This is a genomic window from Streptomyces sp. NPDC045695 (assembly GCF_056432025.1).
In genome coordinates this window covers 303,202-321,091 of record NZ_JBWKJU010000007.1, presented here as the reverse complement: position 1 = coordinate 321,091, position 17,890 = coordinate 303,202, and the positions used below count along the sequence as shown (strand labels likewise).

At 72.8% G+C, this 17,890-nt stretch carries 19 protein-coding genes; 14 read left to right on the top strand and 5 right to left on the bottom strand.

Translation table 11 applies throughout. The annotated features are described in order from the left end of the window. Positions 1-53 precede the first annotated feature (53 nt). From ald to AC07DU_RS15880, 10 genes are all read left to right on the top strand, one after another. Entirely contained in the window at positions 54-1,169 is a 1,116-nt protein-coding gene (ald, locus tag AC07DU_RS15925) for an alanine dehydrogenase (protein WP_479031833.1), read from the top strand. 368 nt (positions 1,170-1,537) lie between these two features. Then, a complete protein-coding gene (locus AC07DU_RS15920) occupies positions 1,538-2,689 on the top strand; it encodes a ParA family protein (protein WP_479111852.1) in 1,152 nt (383 codons plus the stop codon). Continuing rightward, complete coding sequence (locus tag AC07DU_RS15915) at positions 2,674-3,213, top strand: hypothetical protein (RefSeq protein ID WP_360887918.1); 540 nt, start codon at positions 2,674-2,676, stop codon at positions 3,211-3,213. Before AC07DU_RS15920 ends, AC07DU_RS15915 begins: the two co-directional genes overlap by 16 nt. 400 nt (positions 3,214-3,613) lie before the next feature. Further along, entirely contained in the window at positions 3,614-4,594 is a 981-nt protein-coding gene (locus AC07DU_RS15910) for a segregation and condensation protein A (RefSeq protein WP_479031923.1), read from the top strand. Beyond that, the gene (gene scpB, locus AC07DU_RS15905) at positions 4,591-5,226 is read left to right on the top strand and encodes an SMC-Scp complex subunit ScpB (RefSeq protein ID WP_361948225.1); all 636 of its coding nucleotides are present in this window, start codon (positions 4,591-4,593) and stop codon (positions 5,224-5,226) included. The genes AC07DU_RS15910 and scpB overlap by 4 nt, the downstream gene beginning before the upstream one ends. Then, the gene (locus AC07DU_RS15900) at positions 5,226-6,683 is read left to right on the top strand and encodes a pseudouridine synthase (RefSeq protein WP_479111850.1); all 1,458 of its coding nucleotides are present in this window, start codon (positions 5,226-5,228) and stop codon (positions 6,681-6,683) included. The genes scpB and AC07DU_RS15900 overlap by 1 nt, the downstream gene beginning before the upstream one ends. 115 nt (positions 6,684-6,798) lie before the next feature. Beyond that, positions 6,799-7,395 carry a nicotinamide riboside transporter PnuC gene (pnuC, locus tag AC07DU_RS15895; protein WP_479111848.1) on the top strand — a complete coding sequence of 199 codons (597 nt, stop codon included), beginning with the start codon at positions 6,799-6,801 and terminating at the stop codon, positions 7,393-7,395. Further along, entirely contained in the window at positions 7,392-8,471 is a 1,080-nt protein-coding gene (locus AC07DU_RS15890; RefSeq protein WP_479111846.1) for an AAA family ATPase, read from the top strand. Before pnuC ends, AC07DU_RS15890 begins: the two co-directional genes overlap by 4 nt. Then, the gene (locus AC07DU_RS15885) at positions 8,435-9,208 is read left to right on the top strand and encodes an NUDIX hydrolase (RefSeq protein ID WP_479111885.1); all 774 of its coding nucleotides are present in this window, start codon (positions 8,435-8,437) and stop codon (positions 9,206-9,208) included. The genes AC07DU_RS15890 and AC07DU_RS15885 overlap by 37 nt, the downstream gene beginning before the upstream one ends. Then, complete coding sequence (locus tag AC07DU_RS15880) at positions 9,205-10,242, top strand: ADP-ribosylglycohydrolase family protein (RefSeq protein ID WP_479111845.1); 1,038 nt, start codon at positions 9,205-9,207, stop codon at positions 10,240-10,242. The genes AC07DU_RS15885 and AC07DU_RS15880 overlap by 4 nt, the downstream gene beginning before the upstream one ends. Here AC07DU_RS15880 and AC07DU_RS15875 read toward each other — a convergent pair. The 3 genes from AC07DU_RS15875 to AC07DU_RS15865 form a co-directional block, all read right to left on the bottom strand. Next, on the bottom strand, positions 10,231-10,911 hold the full coding sequence (locus tag AC07DU_RS15875; RefSeq protein WP_453373888.1) for a nucleotidyltransferase domain-containing protein: 681 nt from the start codon (positions 10,909-10,911) through the stop codon (positions 10,231-10,233). The two genes, AC07DU_RS15880 and AC07DU_RS15875, sit on opposite strands and share 12 nt — an antisense overlap. Positions 10,912-10,939: 28 nt before the next feature. Continuing rightward, a complete protein-coding gene (locus tag AC07DU_RS15870) occupies positions 10,940-11,452 on the bottom strand; it encodes a Rieske (2Fe-2S) protein (RefSeq protein ID WP_479111842.1) in 513 nt (170 codons plus the stop codon). Between the two features lie 81 nt (positions 11,453-11,533). After that, complete coding sequence (locus tag AC07DU_RS15865) at positions 11,534-11,878, bottom strand: DUF952 domain-containing protein (protein ID WP_479111840.1); 345 nt, start codon at positions 11,876-11,878, stop codon at positions 11,534-11,536. Between the two features lie 123 nt (positions 11,879-12,001). Between AC07DU_RS15865 and AC07DU_RS15860 the strand changes: the two genes are divergently transcribed. The 4 genes from AC07DU_RS15860 (at position 12,002) to der (ending at position 16,129) form a co-directional block, all read left to right on the top strand. Then, positions 12,002-13,090 carry a prephenate dehydrogenase gene (locus tag AC07DU_RS15860; RefSeq protein WP_479111838.1) on the top strand — a complete coding sequence of 363 codons (1,089 nt, stop codon included), beginning with the start codon at positions 12,002-12,004 and terminating at the stop codon, positions 13,088-13,090. Positions 13,091-13,238: 148 nt separating this feature from the next. Then, entirely contained in the window at positions 13,239-13,946 is a 708-nt protein-coding gene (gene cmk / locus AC07DU_RS15855; protein WP_479111836.1) for a (d)CMP kinase, read from the top strand. A gap of 56 nt (positions 13,947-14,002) precedes the next feature. Further along, complete coding sequence (locus AC07DU_RS15850; protein WP_360888013.1) at positions 14,003-14,590, top strand: lysophospholipid acyltransferase family protein; 588 nt, start codon at positions 14,003-14,005, stop codon at positions 14,588-14,590. 75 nt (positions 14,591-14,665) lie between these two features. Continuing rightward, entirely contained in the window at positions 14,666-16,129 is a 1,464-nt protein-coding gene (der, locus tag AC07DU_RS15845) for a ribosome biogenesis GTPase Der (RefSeq protein WP_479111834.1), read from the top strand. A 24-nt stretch (positions 16,130-16,153) separates the two neighbouring features. Here der and AC07DU_RS15840 read toward each other — a convergent pair whose 3' ends face one another. Next, on the bottom strand, positions 16,154-16,552 hold the full coding sequence (locus AC07DU_RS15840; protein WP_479111833.1) for a hypothetical protein: 399 nt from the start codon (positions 16,550-16,552) through the stop codon (positions 16,154-16,156). Between the two features lie 230 nt (positions 16,553-16,782). Further along, entirely contained in the window at positions 16,783-17,595 is an 813-nt protein-coding gene (locus tag AC07DU_RS15835; RefSeq protein ID WP_360887879.1) for a hypothetical protein, read from the bottom strand. Positions 17,596-17,890: the final 295 nt, after the last annotated feature.

Genomic DNA, 17,890 nt, shown 5'->3' with positions numbered 1-17,890 from the left:
GTATGTATGGAAGTGCCCCATAATTTCCCCTGAGCCAAGGACCGTGATCGACGATGAAGGTCGGCATCCCCCGCGAGGTCAAGAACAACGAGTTCCGCGTGGCCATCACCCCCGCCGGTGTCCACGAGCTCGTCCGTAACGGCCACCAGGTCTTCATCGAGCAGAACGCCGGTGTGGGTTCCTCGATCACGGACGCCGAGTACGTCTCGGCCGGCGCCGAGATCCTCGGTACCGCCGACGAGGTGTGGGCGACGGCCGACCTGCTGCTGAAGGTCAAGGAGCCGATCGCGGAGGAGTACCACCGCCTCCGCAAGGATCAGACCCTCTTCACCTACCTGCACCTGGCGGCCTCCCGCGAGTGCACGGACGCCCTGCTGGAGTCCGGCACCACCGCCATCGCCTACGAGACGGTCGAGCTCGCCAACCGCGCGCTTCCGCTGCTCGCCCCGATGTCCGAGGTCGCGGGCCGCCTGGCCCCGCAGGTCGGCGCCTACCACCTGATGCGCTCGGTCGGCGGCCGCGGCGTGCTCCCCGGCGGCGTCCCCGGCACCCACGCCGGCGAGTGCGTCGTCATCGGCGGCGGCGTCTCCGGCTGGAACGCCGTGCAGATCGCCGTCGGCATGGGCTTCCACGTGACCCTGCTGGACCGCGACATCAACAAGCTCCGCGAGGCCGACAAGATCTTCGGTACGAAGATCAAGACGATCGTCTCCAACGCCTACGAGCTGGAGAAGGCCGTCATCGAGGCCGACCTCGTCATCGGCGCGGTGCTGATCCCGGGTGCGAAGGCCCCGAAGCTGGTCACCAACGAGCTCGTCGCCAAGATGAAGCCCGGAAGTGTCCTTGTCGACATTGCGATCGACCAGGGCGGCTGCTTCGAGGACTCCCGTCCGACCACCCACGCCGAGCCGACCTTCCAGGTCCACAACTCGGTCTTCTACTGCGTCGCCAACATGCCGGGCGCGGTGCCGAACACCTCCACCTACGCGCTGACGAACGCCACGCTGCCCTACATCGTGCAGCTCGCGAACCTCGGCTGGGTCGAGGCGCTGCGCCGTGACCCCGCGCTCGCCCTGGGCCTCAACACCCATGACGGGCACGTCGTTTACGGTCCCGTCGCCGAGGCCCACGGCCTGGAGACCCTTGAGCTGAGCACGCTGCTCGGCTGAACCGTCAACGACTGACGTCAATCTCACGTATCCGGCCGGACCTTGCCCCCAAGGTCCGGCCGGGCGCTTTTGCGCGGTGCCCGCAGAGCCCGCTCAACTCGCTTCGAACGTAACCCTTTAACCCTTTCGCGCACCCGCGAAACTTCGCGGCGACAGCTCGTACGCCCTTGACAGAGTGGTGTTCGGTTGCCGACACATCGTGCCGGGTCCGGCGGATTGTGTTGCCGCTGAGTGGTGACACGCCATAGAGTCGCCAACCGTCGGCATGGTGCCACGCTGACCTATCGATAAGTGTCCTGGTCACGTCCGAGGAGGTAAGACGACTTGTGAATGAGTCGACATTTGCTCCTGGGGGTGGTCGAGCAGGGATGCACCCCCAGCGCCCTGCAGGCGCGGAGGTACCCCCCGAGCGGGCCCAGAGCCCGACCGGGCTCGAAGCGGTCGGCTCCGTCGCAGTACGCACCTTCGCAAACCACCAGCACATGACGACGCCTCAAAAGAGCATGGACGGCCTAGACGTGAACTCCAGGGCCGGCGACCTGAGCGGCGAAAAGCCCACTGGTTTCGCCGACTACGACAATGTGCCCGAGGGGCACTTCTACGACCCCGACGCGGAGTACGAACCGGACCCCGAGTACGCGGCCACCCTCGCCCCCGACGCTGCCCGCCAGCGCCGTGAGCGGATCGGCCCGACCGGACGCCCGCTGCCGTACTTCCCGATCCCGGGTCCGCTGACCGACCACGGTCCGGCGAAGATCATCGCGATGTGCAACCAGAAGGGCGGCGTGGGCAAGACCACGTCGACCATCAACCTGGGTGCCGCGCTCGCCGAGTACGGGCGCCGCGTGCTGCTCGTCGACTTCGACCCGCAGGGCGCGCTGTCCGTGGGTCTCGGCGTGAACCCGATGGAACTCGACCTGACGGTCTACAACCTGCTCATGGAGCGGGGCATGTCGGCCGACGAGGTGCTGCTCAAGACGGCGGTCCCCAACATGGACCTGCTTCCGAGCAACATCGACCTGTCCGCTGCCGAAGTGCAGTTGGTCAGCGAGGTCGCGCGCGAGTCCACGCTGCAGCGGGCCCTGAAGCCCCTGATGGCCGACTACGACTACATCGTGATCGACTGTCAGCCCTCGCTCGGTCTGCTGACCGTGAACGCCCTGACGGCGGCTCACAAGGTCATCGTCCCGCTGGAGTGCGAGTTCTTCGCACTGCGCGGGGTGGCACTGCTGACCGAGACCATCGAGAAGGTGCAGGAGCGGCTCAACCCCGAGCTGGAACTCGACGGAATCCTCGCCACGATGTACGACTCCCGTACGGTGCACAGCCGCGAGGTGCTGGCGCGCGTCGTCGAGGCCTTCGACGACCACGTCTACCACACGGTCATCGGCCGCACGGTGCGCTTCCCGGAGACCACGGTCGCCGGTGAGCCGATCACGACGTACGCCTCCAACTCCGTCGGCGCCGCCGCGTACCGCCAGCTCGCCAGGGAGGTGCTCGCCCGGTGTCACGCCGAGTGAGTCTGCCCGGAGCCGACGAACTGTTCCGTACGACCGGGGGGATGGCGCTCCAGTCGTCCTCGCCGCGGCGCGGGGCCGAGGAGTCGCCCGCCGTGGAACACGCGGCCGCTTCGGCCGAGGGCGCGGGGCAGGAGGGCCGAAGCCGGGAGGCTGCGGCCGGTACGGAGTCCGGCGGGCCCGTGGTGGGACAGCCGCGGCGACCGCAGGAAGGTTCTGTCAGCCCCGCCGGTACGCCGGGCGGGGCGGGCTCCGGCCCGACGGGCGCGACCCGCCGGGGCAAGGGCCAGGGCCGGGGCGCGAACCGGCGGCCGAGCGGCCGCGAGCGGCACGACGAGAAGATCACGGTCTACGTCTCCGCCGAGGAACTGATGGACCTGGAGCACGCGCGGCTGGTGCTGCGGGGTGAGCACGGGCTGGCGGTCGACCGGGGGCGCATCGTGCGGGAGGCGGTGGCGGTCGTGCTCGCCGATCTCGAATCGCGGGGGGACGCCAGTATTTTGGTGCGGAGGTTGCGCGGCCGCTGAGTGGCCTGCGGCCCGCTCGGTGGGGTGTGCCTTGGCTTGGCGCTGCCTGTTTCGGCTCGGCCCGTTTCGGGTCGGGCCGTTTCGGCTTCCGGTCGGCGGTGCGGCTCGGGGCGGGGCCCGGCTGCGGGGCCGGTTGCGACGGGGCCGGGCGCGCGCCGGGGTGTCTCCTCGGGCGCCGAACGTGGCGAGGGGTCGGGGAGTGCGGCGGCGGTGTGTTCGGCGCCCTGCGGGGACACCCCGCCACACACCCGACCCCGTCGCAACCGGCGGGCTGTCGGGACGCCCGCGCCGCACACCCGTCCCCGTCACGCGCCGTCGCCAGTGGGGGTGTGGGTCTCGGCCTGATCCCTGGGCAGGGCCTACGCTGCTGGTGGCCCTTTTCTTCGCACCCTGGATCGTGATGCCCCTCTCCGCCGAATCCGGCCGTCCCTCCCGCCGCCCGCTGGGCCGCGGTGCCGGTGCGCGGGGGGAGGGCCCTGAGGCGGCCGCTGAGCGCCCCGCACCGGACGGGGGCGGTGCGGAGCCGCAAGGGGCTCCTGAGGCGTCTGCGGGGAGTCCTGGGGGCCCGTCGGGGCGAGAGGCGGGTGACGGGCGGTTTACGCTGCGGCTCGACAACTTCGAGGGGCCCTTCGACCTGCTGCTCCAGCTGATCTCGCGGCACAAGCTCGACGTGACCGAGGTCTCGCTGTCCAAGGTCACCGACGAGTTCATGGCTCACATCCGGGCCATGGGGCCGGACTGGGACCTCGACCAGACCACCGAGTTCCTCGTCGTCGCCGCCACCCTGCTCGACCTGAAGGCCGCCCGGCTCCTGCCGGTCGCCGAGGTCGAGGACGAAGGGGACCTCGCGCTCCTGGAGGCCCGGGACCTGCTCTTCGCGCGCCTGCTCCAGTACCGGGCGTACAAGCAGATCGCCGAGATCTTCGAGCGGCGGGCGGAGGCCGAGGGCAGGCGTTACCCGCGCACGGTGGGGCTGGAGCCGCACCACGCCGATCTGCTGCCCGAGGTCGTCATCAGCATCGGGGCGGAGGGGTTCGCCCGGCTCGCCGTCAAGGCCATGCAGCCCAAGGCCAAGCCCCAGGTGTACGTCGACCACATCCACGCGCCGCTCGTCAGCGTGCGCGAGCAGGCCGGGCTCGTGGTGCGGATGCTGAAGGCGCGCGGGGAGGCCACCTTCCAGGAGCTCACCGAGGACGCCGACGACACCCTCACCGTCGTCGCGCGCTTCCTGGCCCTCCTGGAGCTCTACCGGGAGAAGGCGGTCGTCCTCGACCAGGAGACGGCCCTGGACACCCTCACCGTGCGCTGGAGCGGCGGGGACGGCGACGGCATGCCGACCGTGACGGATGAGTTCGACCAGATCGTGGAGGCGAAGGATTGAGCAGCGACACGAGCGCGGTGGCCGCGCTGGAGCTGAAGCCGGCCCTGGAAGCCGTCCTCATGGTCGTGGACGAGCCCGCGACCGAGGCGCACCTCGCCAAGGTGCTGGAACGCACACCCCGCGAGGTCGCGGCGGCGCTGCGGGAGCTCGCCGACGAGTACACGGCGGCCCGCCGGGGCTTCGAGCTGCGGCTGGTCGCCGGCGGGTGGCGGTTCTACACGCGGGCGCAGTACGCACCGGCCGTCGAGTCCTTCGTCCTGGACGGCCAGCAGGCCCGCCTCACCCAGGCGGCGCTGGAGACCCTGGCGGTCGTCGCGTACCGCCAGCCGGTGAGCCGATCGAGGGTCTCGGCGGTCCGCGGAGTCAACTGTGACGGGGTCATGCGGACCCTCCTCCAGCGGGGTCTGGTGGAGGAGGCGGGGACGGAACCCGAAACAGGTGCGATCCTGTACAGGACGACGAACTACTTTCTGGAGCGGATGGGCCTGCGCGGCCTGGACGAGCTCCCGGAGCTCGCGCCCTTCCTCCCCGAGGCGGACGCGATCGAAGCCGAGACGCAAGAAGGTGTGCCGTCGTTCGATCCGGACGCACCGGACACTGATGAAGACGACGACAAGACGACGGACATTTGATGCGAAGCAACGGTAACGGCGGCGGCAACAGGAACAGCGGCGGCGGCGGTGGTGGCGGACGCGGTGGATCCCGTGGCGCCGGCTCCGGCTCCGGCGGTGGCTACCGCGGCGGCAACTCCTCCGGGGGCGGCTCCCGCGGCGGCAACTCCTCCGGGGGCGGCTCCCGCGGCGGCTCCTCCTCGGGCGGTGGCTACCGCGGTGGCTCCTCCGGCGGCTCCTCCTCGGGCGGCGGCTACCGCGGCGGCTCCTCCTCCGGCGGCTCCTCCTCGGGCGGTGGCTACCGCGGCGGCTCCTCCTCCGGCGGCTCCTCCTCGGGCGGTTCCTCCTCCGGTGGCGGTGGCTACCGCGGTGGTTCCTCCTCCGGTGGCTACCAGGGCGGTGGCTACCAGGGCGGCTCCGACGCGCGTGACCGCGACCAGGCGCCGCGCATCCGCAACCCCCGCCCCGAGGAGCGTCGCTACGACGTGGGCCCCGAGGGCGAGCGCAGCGGACGCCAGGGCCCCAAGGCCGGCGGCGGCGGTGCCCGTGGCGCTTCCGCGCGCGGTGGCGCCAAGGGCGGCCCCAAGACCTCCAAGACCCCCGGCATCGGCGGGGCCGGCGGCCCGCGCCGCGGTCCCGGCAGCCGCAGCGGCCAGTCCCGGCCGCGCGAGCTGGACGCGCGGATCGAGGAGCGCGTGCGCGACCGGTACGCCGACAAGCCCGTGATCAAGACCCCGAAGACCTTCCCGGGTGCCGAGGAGGAGGGCGAGCGTCTGCAGAAGGTGCTCGCCCGCGCCGGCATGGGTTCGCGCCGCGCGTGCGAGGAGCTCATCGAGCAGGCCCGCGTCGAGGTCAACGGCGAGATCGTGCTGGAGCAGGGCAAGCGCGTCCAGCCGAAGGACGAGATCAAGGTGGACGGCCTGACCGTCGCCACCCAGTCGTACCTGTTCTTCGCGCTGAACAAGCCCGCCGGCGTCGTCTCCACCATGGAGGACCCGGACGGCCGCCAGTGCCTGGGCGACTACGTCACCAACCGTGAGACGCGTCTGTTCCACGTCGGCCGGCTCGACACCGAGACCGAGGGCATCATCCTCCTCACCAACCACGGTGAGCTGGCCCATCGCCTCACGCACCCGAAGTACGGCGTGAAGAAGACCTACGTCGCCGCCATCACCGGCCCGCTGCCGCGTGAGATCGGCAAGCGGCTCAAGGACGGCATCGAGCTGGAGGACGGGTACGCCCGCGCCGACCACTTCCGCGTCGTGGACCAGGTCGGCAAGAACTACCTGGTCGAGGTCACCCTCCACGAGGGCCGCAAGCACATCGTCCGCCGCATGATGGCCGAGGCCGGCTTCCCGGTCGAGAAGCTCGTGCGGACCTCCTTCGGGCCGATCGAGCTGGGCGACCAGAAGTCCGGCTGGCTGCGCCGCCTGACCAACACCGAGGTCGGCATGCTGATGCGCGAGGTCGGTCTGTAGACCGTCTGACCCCAGGACCGGAAAAGCCCGCAGTGCCTTCGGCGCTGCGGGCTTTTCGCTTGCCCGACGGCCATCCCTCTGTTTATAGTCAACCTGACTATTAAAGGGGGTCGTCATGAGCTGGACCGAGGTACTCGGATTCGTCACTGGTGCCCTGTGCGTCTGGCTCGTCGCCCGGCAGCACATCGCCAACTGGCCGATCGGCATCGCCAACAACGTCTTCTTCATCGTGCTGTTCGCCCAGGCCGGCCTGTACGCCGACGCCGGGCTCCAGATCGTCTTCATCGCCCTCGCCGCGTACGGCTGGTTGTCCTGGACCCACGGGGGTGGACCAGGAACCACCGGGGCCCTGCCGGTGCGCCGCACCACGCGCACCGAGTGGGCCGCTCTGGCCGCCGCGGGGGCGGTGGGGGTGCTCGCCCTCACGCTGCTGCTGAGCAGGGCCACCGACTCGACCGTCCCGTTCTGGGACGCCCTGACGACGGCTCTCTCGCTCGCCGCCACCTACGGCCAGTGCCGCAAGCTCGTCGAGTCCTGGTGGCTGTGGATCGCGGCCGACCTGATCTACATCCCCCTCTACGCCTACAAGGGGCTCCACCTCACCGCGCTGCTCTACGTCGGCTTCCTCGCGCTGTGCGTGGCCGGACTGGCCGGCTGGCGCCGGACGCTCCCGGCCGCCGGCGCCCGTACGGTACGGGAGGCGCGGGCATGAGGCGCTTCGGGCACGGCCTGGTGCTGGGCAAGTTCTACCCGCCGCACGCCGGCCACCACCATCTGGTGCGCACCGCCCAGGACCGGTGCGAGCGGCTGACCGTACTGGTCTGCGCCTCCTCGGTGGAGTCGGTCCCGCTGGCCGACCGGGTCGCGTGGATGCGCGAGGCGCACCCCGGCGCCGAGGTGGTCGGCGCGGTCGACGACGTCCCCGTCGACCTGCACGACCCGGACGTCTGGGAGGCGCACATGGCGATCTTCCGGGCCGCGGTCGCCGGGCCGGTGGACGCCGTCTTCACCTCGGAGGCGTACGGAACCGAGCTCGCCCGGCGGTTCGGCGCCGAGGAGGTCTGCGTGGACCCGGCGCGGACCCTGTTCCCGGTGTCCGGGACGGCGGTGCGGGCGGACCCGGTCGCCTGCTGGGACTTCCTGGGGCCGGCCGTACGGGCCGCGCTGACGCGACGGGTCGTCGTCCTCGGGGCCGAGTCCACCGGCACCACCACGCTGTCGCGGGCGCTCGCCGCGCACTACCGGCGGCGCGGCGGGGTCTGGGCCCGGACGGGCTGGGTCGCCGAGTACGGACGCCTGTACAGCGAGGAGAAGCTGGCCGCCGCCCGCGCGGCGGACCCCGGGGCCACCTGGACGGACATCTCCTTCGCCTCGGCGGAGTTCCCGGTCATCGCGCGGCGCCAGGACGCGGAGGAGGAGCGGGCCGCCCGGACGGGCTCGCCGGTGCTGTTCTGCGACACCGACTCCTTCGCGACCGGCATCTGGCACGAGCGGTACACGGGCGGCCGCAGCGCCGAGGTCGAGAAGCGGGCTGCCCGGACCCGACGCGACCTGTACCTGCTCACGGACCACGCGGACGTCCCCTTCGAGGACGACGGCCTGCGCGACGGCCCGCACCTGCGGCCCTGGATGACCGGGCGGTTCCGGGAGGAGCTCGAAGCCACCGGCAGGCGCTTCCTCACCGTCCGGGGCGACCGCGAGGAGCGGCTGGCGGCCGCGGTGACGGCCGTCGACGCCCTGCTCGTCGAAGGCTGGCACTTCGCCGACCCCCTCCCGGAGACCCGGTGAGCGGGGCGCTGCCGGCGGGCTACGACCCCCACGCCTTCACGCCGTTCGCGGTGACCGCCGACCTCGCGGTGTTCACCGTACGCAGCGGGCGGCTGCAGGTGCTGCTGATCCGCCGCGGGCAGCAGCCGTACGCGGGGGCCTGGGCGCTGCCCGGCGGCTTCGTCCTGCCCCGCGAGTCCGCCGAGACGGCCGCCCGCCGGGAGCTGGCCGAGGAGACCGGCCTGTCGGCGCCCGTGGTCGCCGCCCTGCACCTGGAGCAGCTGCGCACCTACAGCGAGCCGGACCGCGACCCCAGGATGCGGGTGGTCTCGGTGGCCTTCACCGCACTCGTCCCGGACATGCCGGAACCGGTGGCCGAGGGCGGCGGTGACGCGGCCCAGGCCCGCTGGGTGCCGGTGGACGAGGCGGCGGACCTGGCCTTCGACCACGCGGTGATCCTCGCCGACGCGCGCGAGCGGGTCGGCTCGAAGCTGGAGTACACCTGCCTGGCCACCGCGTTCTGCCCGCCCGAGTTCACCCTGGGCGAGCTGCGCAACGTCTACGAGACGGTGTGGGCCACACCGCTGGACCGCCCCAACTTCCGCCGCAAGGTCCTGGCCACCCCCGGCTTCGTCGAGGCCGTACCGGGCGCCGCCCGGCTCACCGGCGGCCGCGGCAAACCGGCCGCCCTCTACCGGGCCGGACCGGCGACCACCCTTCACCCGCCCCTGCTCCGCCCCTCGGAAGGACAAGGATGACGATGCCCGCGCAGACCAAGCGAGCCGCGACCGGAGCCCTGATCGGCCTGGCCCTGGGCGACGCCCTCGGCTTCCCGACCGAGTTCAGCGACGTCCCGTCGATCCTGGCCAAGACCGGTCCGTGGCGCGAGATGGCGCTGCCGCGCCCGGCCCTCGTCACCGACGACACCCAGATGACCCTCGCCCTGGCGCGCGGCATGAAGACGGCCGCCGACCGCGGCCCGGTCGGCCCGCTGCGGCTGACCCGGCCGGTCCGCGAGGAGTTCGTCGACTGGTACCACTCGCCGGAGAACAACCGCGCCCCGGGCAACACCTGCCTGCGGGCCTGCTCCCTGCTGAACCACCCCGAGCGGGACTGGCGCGACGCCAGCCAGCTCGGCTCCAAGGGCTGCGGCGCGAACATGCGCGTGGTCCCCGTCGGCCTGGTCCAGGACTGGACCGAGGAGGAGCGGGCCGGCGCGGCCCAGCTCCAGTCGGCCCTCACCCACGGCCACCCCACGGCGCTCGCGGCCAGCGACCTGACGGCGCGGGCCGTGTACCTGCTGGCCGCCGGCACCGAGGTGACGGGCCTGGTCGGGCGGCTGCGCTCATACGCCCTGGAGAACCGCACCCGCTACCACGAGCGCTGGCTCGGCGACCTCTGGCGCCGGACCGCCTCCGACGCCACACCGGAATCCTTCATCGCGCGGGGCTGGGACGAGTGCCTGGCGGCCCTGGACCGGCTGGCGGCCGCCCTGCGCTCCCCGTCCCCGGAGACGGACCCCTGCCTGACCACCGGAGACGGCTGGATCGCGGAGGAGGCCCTCGCCACCGCCCTGCAGTGCTTCCTGCTCTTCCCCGACGAGCCGCTCCTGGCCCTGCGCCGCGCGGCCTGCACCCGGGGCGACTCCGACTCCATCGCCTGCCTCGCCGGCGCCTTCGCCGGAGCCCACCTCGGCGCCGACGTCTGGCCCCGGGACTGGGAGGGCCGCATCGAGTACCGGGACGAGCTCCTGGCCTTCGGCGCCCTGTGGGACGACGGGCTAGGCGGCTGACGCCCGGCGGACGCGGACGAGGAAGTCCTCCACGCGGGCGCGGTCCGGCTCCGGGGGCAGGGACGTGGTGGCGAGAGCCGCCTCGGTCTCCTCCTGGAGGCGGGCCATCCAGGCGTCGGCCTCCTCCCAGGTGAGCTCGCCGCGGCGGACCGCGAGGAGCCGGTCGCGGTACGGGGCCGCTTCAACGGTCAGACGGCCCGTGCGCAGGAGGTCCCGGCAGGACAGCAGCAGGCGCAGCAGGTGCATGGCGTGCTTCCAGCGCGGGGCGCCGTGGACGCGTACGTCCGCGAACAGCTTGCCGCGCTGGGAGGCCGCGTACCGGCTGAAGCTGGTGTGCGCCCGGCGCGAGAGGAAGGCCCCGCGCAGGGAGAGCAGTTCCTCGCCGACCGGGGTGACGCGTTCCACCAGCGGGGAGTGCAGGCACTCCAGGATGTTCGGGTTGGCGCGCAGGGCCAGTTCGCAGAAGCGCTCCAGTTCCCAGGAGAACTCCTCGTCCCGCGGGCCCTCCACGTGCGTGGGGGGCTTGTCGAACCGCCAGAACAGCGGCGTCGGGGCGAGGTAGACACCGCGCCGGTCGGTGTCGCTCGCCTCCGTCGCCAGCCCGAACGCCCGGGAGCCCATCACGCACTGGTAGACCGTGTGGTCCCGTACCAGCGTCAGATCGTCCATCCCGGGAGCGTAGGCGCCTGACCTGCCGCTACGCGAGCGAGATAGTGCCGTCCGGTGCGACGGCGATCTTCTTCTCCGCCAGCGGGCGGGTGGCCGGTCCCTTGGCCACGGCGCCGTCCGCGACCTCGAACTTGCTGCCGTGGCAGGGGCAGTCGATGGTGCCGTTCTCCACCTTGTTCACGAGGCATCCCTGGTGGGTGCAGACCGCCGTGAAGCAGCGGAAGGACCCGGCCGTGGGCTGGGTGACCACGAGCTTCTCGTCCTTGAGGATCTTGCCGCCGCCCACGGGCACGTCCGCCGACTTGGCGATGGCCTTCCCGCCGGCCGCGCCGGTCTCCGCCGGGGCGGAGGCGGAGCCGGAGGCGGGGGCGGAGGCGGGGGCGGAGGCGGAGAGGGTGGCCGCGGTGCTCGACTGGGCTCCGGCGGTCTTTCCGCCGCCGTCGCCGCCGTCGCCGCCGCACGCGGCGAGGGTGCCGCCGGCCAGGGCGGCCGCGCCGGCCGCCAGTACCGTGCGCCGGGCCGTCTGCAGGGGGTCGCTCATGGGTGTCTCCTCGGTTCGTGGCCGGTGGGCGAGCAGCATCCTGGCCTGCGGCGGCCCCCCGGGAGAAGTCCGCCGCGCCGGTCAGTGGCCACCCGGTCGCCATGGGGCCAGTGCGGCGGGGCGGCCGGGTGTGCGTACGACCTCCCACACGTGGACCACGGCGTCCCGGTTCAACGGCCCGTGGACGTGCGGGTACCGGCCGCCGGAATCACCCGGACGGCGGACCTCCGCGGTCAGGGCCTCCTCGTCGAGCTCCACCGCGAGCAGGGTCCCCGGCACCGCGCGGTAGTGCGCGTCGGCGATCTCGAGCGCCGTCGCCCGGTCCGCCGAGCAGTGCACGAAACCCTCCGAGCCGAGCGAGGGCGGGGCGTACGGGACGTCGAGCGCGGCGGCCCAGGCGGCGAGGGGGACGATGTGGAAGATCATGCCGGACGTTCTACCCCAGCGCCCGCCGTCCCAGCGAACGGACACCCGGGCCCTCCTGCCGCCCGCGCTGGCTACCCTGGCGGGAGTCCCGCCGTCGTGCCGTACGCAACCCTGGAGCGCCCCGTGAGAACCGCCGTCGTCATCGGAACCGGACTGATCGGCACCTCGGCGGCCCTCGCCCTGACCGCCCGCGGCATCACCGTCCACCTCGCGGACCACGACCCGGACCAGGCCCGTACGGCGGCCGCCCTGGGCGCCGGCACCGACGAGGTGCCGCAGGACAGGGTCGACCTGGCGATCGTCGCCGTACCGCCGGCCCACGTGGCGGCCACGCTGGCCGACCTGATCGGGCGCGGGGTGGCGCGGGCGTACGTGGACGTGGCCAGCGTCAAGGGCGGGCCGCGGCGGGAGCTGGCGGCGCTCGACGTGGACGCCAGCGCGTACATCGGGACGCACCCGATGGCGGGCAAGGAGCAGTCGGGGCCGCTCGCCGCGACGGCGGACCTCTTCGAGGGCCGCCCCTGGGTGCTGACCCCGACCCGGGAGACGGACCACGAGGTGCTCAACCTCGCGCTGGAACTGGTGGCGCTGTGCCGCGCCGTACCCGTCGTGATGGACGCGGACGCGCACGACCGGGCCGTGGCGCTGGTCTCGCACACCCCGCAGCTCGTCTCCAGCATGGTCGCGGCCCGGCTGGAGGAGGCCGACGAGACGGCGGTGCGGCTGTGCGGGCAGGGCATCCGGGACGTGACCCGGATCGCGGCCTCCGACCCGCGGATGTGGGTGGAGATCCTCTCGGCCAATCCGGGGCCGGTGGCGGACGTCCTCGCCGGGATCGCCGCCGACCTGGAGGAGACCGTGGAGGCGCTGCGGGGCCTGGAGTCGGGCGACGTGGAGAAGCGGCGGGGCGGGGCGGCCGGCATCGAGGACGTGCTGCGGCGGGGGAACGCGGGCCGGGTGCGGGTGCCGGGCAAGCACGGCGCGGCGCCGACCGTCTACGAGACGGTGGCGGTGCTCATCTCCGACCAGCCGGGCGAGCTCGCGCGGATCTTCGCCGACGCGGGACGGGCGGGGGTCAACATCGAGGACGTGCGGATCGAGCACGCGACGGGGCAGCAGGCGGGTCTGGTGCAGCTGATGGTGGAACCCCGGGCCGTGGCCGGCCTGACCGCGGAGCTCAGGGAGCGCGGCTGGGCGCTGCGCCAGCAGTAGTCCTGCGGCCCCGCCCCGGCCCCAGCCCCCACCCCGGCGGGGCGTGAAAAGCGGGCCGGGATCCGGGGGCGCCGGGGGCCGGTAACCTTGGGGAGGGGCGCTTTGCCGCGCCCGGACACGTACGCGCAACCAGGAAGGTGCCCGCACCGTGGAAACCGCAGCTCCGTCCGCCGTGATCGTCGCCATCGACGGTCCCTCCGGCACGGGCAAGTCCAGCACCTCCAAAGCCGTGGCCGCCAAGCTCGGGCTGCGCTACCTGGACACCGGTGCCCAGTACCGGGCCATCACCTGGTGGATGATCACCAACGGCGTGGACACCGAGGACCCACAGGCCGTCGCGGTCGCCGCGGGCAAGCCCGCCCTCGTGTCCGGCACCGACCCGGCCGCCCCCACCATCACCGTGGACGGCCTGGACGCCTCCGGTCCCATCCGGACCCAGGAGGTCACCGCCAAGGTCAGCGCCGTCAGCGCCGTCCCCGAGGTGCGCGCCCTCATCACCGAGCTCCAGCGCTCCATCGCCGCCGAGGCGGCCCGGGAGGCCGAGGGGATCGTCGTCGAGGGCCGGGACATCGGCACCACCGTCCTGCCCGACGCCGACCTCAAGGTCTTCCTGACGGCGTCCCCCGAGGCGCGCGCCGCCCGGCGCAGCGGAGAGCTCCGGGGCAAGGAGGCCGCGGACCTCGCGGCCACCAAGGAGGCGCTGATCAAGCGCGACGCGGCCGACTCCGGCCGCAAGACCTCCCCGCTGGCCAAGGCGGACGACGCCGTCGAGGTGGACACCACCGAGCTGACGCTCGACCAGGTCATCGAGTGCGTGGTCACGCTCGTCGAGGAGAAGCGGGCGGGCCGCAAGTGAGCGAAGCGCCCTCCCTCAGGGGTGCGGCGGTCGCCAGGCGCATCGGCATCGGCCTCATGTACGGGCTGTGGAAGCCGCGCGTTCTGGGGGCCTGGAAGGTGCCCGTGTCGGGCCCCGTGATCCTCGCCGTGAACCACTCGCACAACATCGACGGCCCGATGGTCATGGGCACCGCGCCCCGCCCCCTGCACTTCCTGATCAAGAAGGAGGCGTACGTCGGCCCGCTCGGCCCCTTCCTCGACGGGATCGGGCAGGTCAAGGTCGACCGCGCCGGCCCCGACCGCACGGCGATAGGCCGCGCCCTCGCCGTGCTCGACCACGGAGGGGCCCTGGGGATCTTTCCCGAGGGCACCCGCGGCGAGGGGGACTTCGCCTCGCTGCGCGCGGGCCTCGCGTACTTCGCGGTCCGCAGCGGTGCGCCCATCGTGCCGGTGGCCGTGCTGGGCAGCGGCGACACCCGCGGGCGGATCGTCAAGGGCCTGCCCGCCCTCAAGAGCCGGGTCGACGTCGTCTTCGGCTCGGCCTTCGACGCGGGCGACGGCACCGGCCGCCGCACCCGCACCGCCCTGGACGGGGCCACCGTACGCATCCAGGACCGGCTGACCGCCCACCTGGCCGAAGCCAAGCGCCTCACCGGGCGCTGAGCGAGACTTGACCTAGTAGTGGAACCGCGCTGCGCGGGTGCCACCGATCACCACGAACGACGAGGAACGGACTTCATGAACGACCAGCACGACCACGGAGCACTTGGCGATGCCGAGTACGCGGAGTTCATGGAGCTCGCCGCGGAAGAGGGCTTCGACCTTGAGGAAGTCGAAGGCGCGATCGAGGAGGCGGGTCACGGCCCGCTGCCCGTCCTCGCCGTCGTCGGCCGCCCGAACGTCGGCAAGTCGACCCTGGTGAACCGGATCATCGGCCGCCGCGAGGCGGTCGTCGAGGACAAGCCCGGTGTCACCCGCGACCGCGTCACCTACGAGGCCCAGTGGGCCGGCCGCCGCTTCAAGGTCGTCGACACCGGCGGCTGGGAGCAGGACGTCCTCGGCATCGACGCCTCCGTCGCCGCCCAGGCCGAATACGCCATCGAGGCCGCCGACGCGGTCGTCTTCGTCGTCGACGCCAAGGTCGGCGCCACCGACACCGACGAGGCCGTCGTGCGCCTGCTGCGCAGGGCCGGCAAGCCCGTCGTCCTGTGCGCCAACAAGGTCGACGGCCAGAGCGGCGAGTCCGACGCGGCGTCCCTGTGGTCCCTGGGCCTCGGCATGCCGCACCCGGTCTCCTCGCTGCACGGCCGCGGTACCGGCGACATGCTCGACGCCGTCCTGGAGGCCCTGCCGGAGGCCCCCGAGCAGACCTTCGGCGCCGCCGCCCCCGGGGGCCCGCGCCGCATCGCGCTGATCGGCCGCCCGAACGTCGGCAAGTCCTCGCTGCTCAACAAGGTGGCGAAGGAGGACCGCGTCGTCGTCAACGAGCTGGCCGGCACCACCCGCGACCCGGTCGACGAGCTGATCGAGCTCGGTGGCATCACCTGGAAGTTCGTCGACACCGCCGGCATCCGCAAGAAGGTCCACCTCCAGCAGGGCGCCGACTACTACGCCTCCCTGCGTACGGCCGCGGCCGTCGAGAAGGCGGAGGTGGCGGTCATCCTGATCGACACCACCGAGACGATCAGCGTCCAGGACCAGCGCATCATCACCATGGCCGTCGAAGCGGGCCGTGCGATCGTGATCGCTTACAACAAGTGGGACGAGCTCGACGAGGAGCGCCGCTACTACCTCGAGCGCGAGATCGAGACCGAGATGCAGCAGGTCGCCTGGGCGCCCCGCGTGAACGTCTCGGCGCTCACCGGCCGTCACATGGAGAAGCTGGTCCCGGCGATCGAGACCGCCCTCGCGGGCTGGGAGACGCGTGTCCCGACCGGTCGGCTGAACGCCTTCCTCGGTGAGGTCGTCGCCGCCCACCCGCACCCGATCCGTGGCGGCAAGCAGCCCCGCATCCTGTTCGGTACCCAGGCGGGCAGCAAGCCGCCGCGGTTCGTCCTCTTCGCCTCCGGCTTCCTGGAGCACGGCTACCGGCGCTTCATCGAGCGCCGCCTGCGCGAGGAGTTCGGCTTCGAGGGCACCCCGATCCACATCTCGGTGCGGGTGCGCGAGAAGCGCGGCGCCCAGTACAAGAAGAAGAAGTAGCCGGACTCGCCGGAGGCGCCGGGGTCAGTAGCCCCGGCGCGGAGCGGGCGGCAGGGCCGCCGGGACGTGTGTCATCCCGGTCTGGTGCTGCCGCCCGTCGGCGTATCCACGGCCGTTGCCCGCGTACGAGTACGCCGGCTGCGGCTGTGACTGCGGCGCGGGCTGTGACGCGGGCTGCGGGGTGTACGAGGGCTGCCAGTCCTCGATCCGCTGCCAGGCGGAGCTGCTCCAGCCGCTGTCGTACGAGCCGCCCCCGCCGTACCCGCGCCCGTGCGAGAAGGCCGTGAACCCGAGGTCCTCCTCGCCGCTGCGGTCGCCCGGCAGCGCCCGGAAGGCGCGCAGGTACTCCGAGTACAGCGTGTCGTAGATCGGGGTGTGCGAGACGGCGGCCGGAGAGCTGTCCCGGTCCCGTGCGGGGCGCATCGCGGGGACGGAGCTCGGATAGGACGGGGCGCGGGAGGAGTCGTATGAATGCACGTATCAGCCAACGAAACCGGCGCCCTGCGGATGCGGGGTGACGGGGGCGGAAACCGGGGTGACCGGCTCGGAAACGCAGATCGCCGGGGGTGTGCGGGACGGACCGCACACCCCCGGCGCACGCCGCCCGGCCCCCTCGGCGGGAGGCTGACGGCCGTGGGTGCCGGTCGGCTGGCTCAGGCGCCGGGCGTACCCGCCAGGGGCATCGCGGCGGCCACGAGCTTGCCCGCGGCAGCGGCCTTGTCCAGCGCGTCGCGCAGCAGGTCCTCGCGGGGCTGCTGGCCGATGGAGCCCACCGGGGCGGCGTAGATGAGCACGCGCTGGGTCTTGTTGACGGCGGCTCGCCAGCCGTCGGTGACCGACAGCGCCTGGTGCGCCTGCCACCAGGCGACCTGGCCGCCGCCCTCGGTACCCGGCTGCAGTACGGCGTGCAGCTGGCCCGCGGCGAGCAGGACCGACCAGCCGCCGAGGAGGGTGGGGAGCTCGGTCGTGTCGATGACCGGCCGGAACCCCTGCTCGATGAGGAGCGGCAGGAAGTCGTCGCCGGGGCCGTCGCTGCCGGGGCGGGCGATCGGGGCGGTCGGCTCGACGACCAGCGCGGGGTGCAGCTCGCCGCCGATCAGGATCAGGCCGCTGGTGATGCCGAGGACGGCCTGGCCGCCGGGCACGTTCTGCGGGGCGCTGCCGCCGGCCGACGCGTCAGGGGCCGGGCTGTCGCCGGTGATGCTGCGGACGGCTCCCTGGAGCTGCTCCTCGGAGACGGAGACGACCTGCGAGGGGATGCAGGCGGCGTGGGCGAAGGCGAGGACGGCGGTCTCCTCACCGACGAACAGCACCGTGCTGGTGCGGTCGTTCTCCGGGTCGCCGGGGGTGCGGCAGGAGGTGCAGTCGTAACTGCGCGGCGCGTCGTCGCCGACGAGCAGCCTGTCGGCTTCTTCGTCACCGATCTCGGCACGTACCTCATCACTGACGTCGAGCATGCGCGGCACGGGGTGGCTCCTCGGCATAGGGGCGGGGCCGGGGGGCTCCCGGCTCGCCGGGCTCAACGGGGGAGCGGTGGCCGGGGTCACGCCATTGGAGGGAACGGATTCGAACCGGGCCCCCGGACGAGTGAACCGTCCGACCGGAGGTTCCTTTTCGTACCAACTCTTTTCTCGTTGTGCGCAGTTGTGGCCGGGTGTGGCCGTTTGCGGTAGGGGTGACGGGTCGGCCGACCGGGTGGGGTGCGGTGACCGCGGCGTGGCGGGCCCGGAGGGGTGACGGACGGCTGCCTAGCGTGACCCG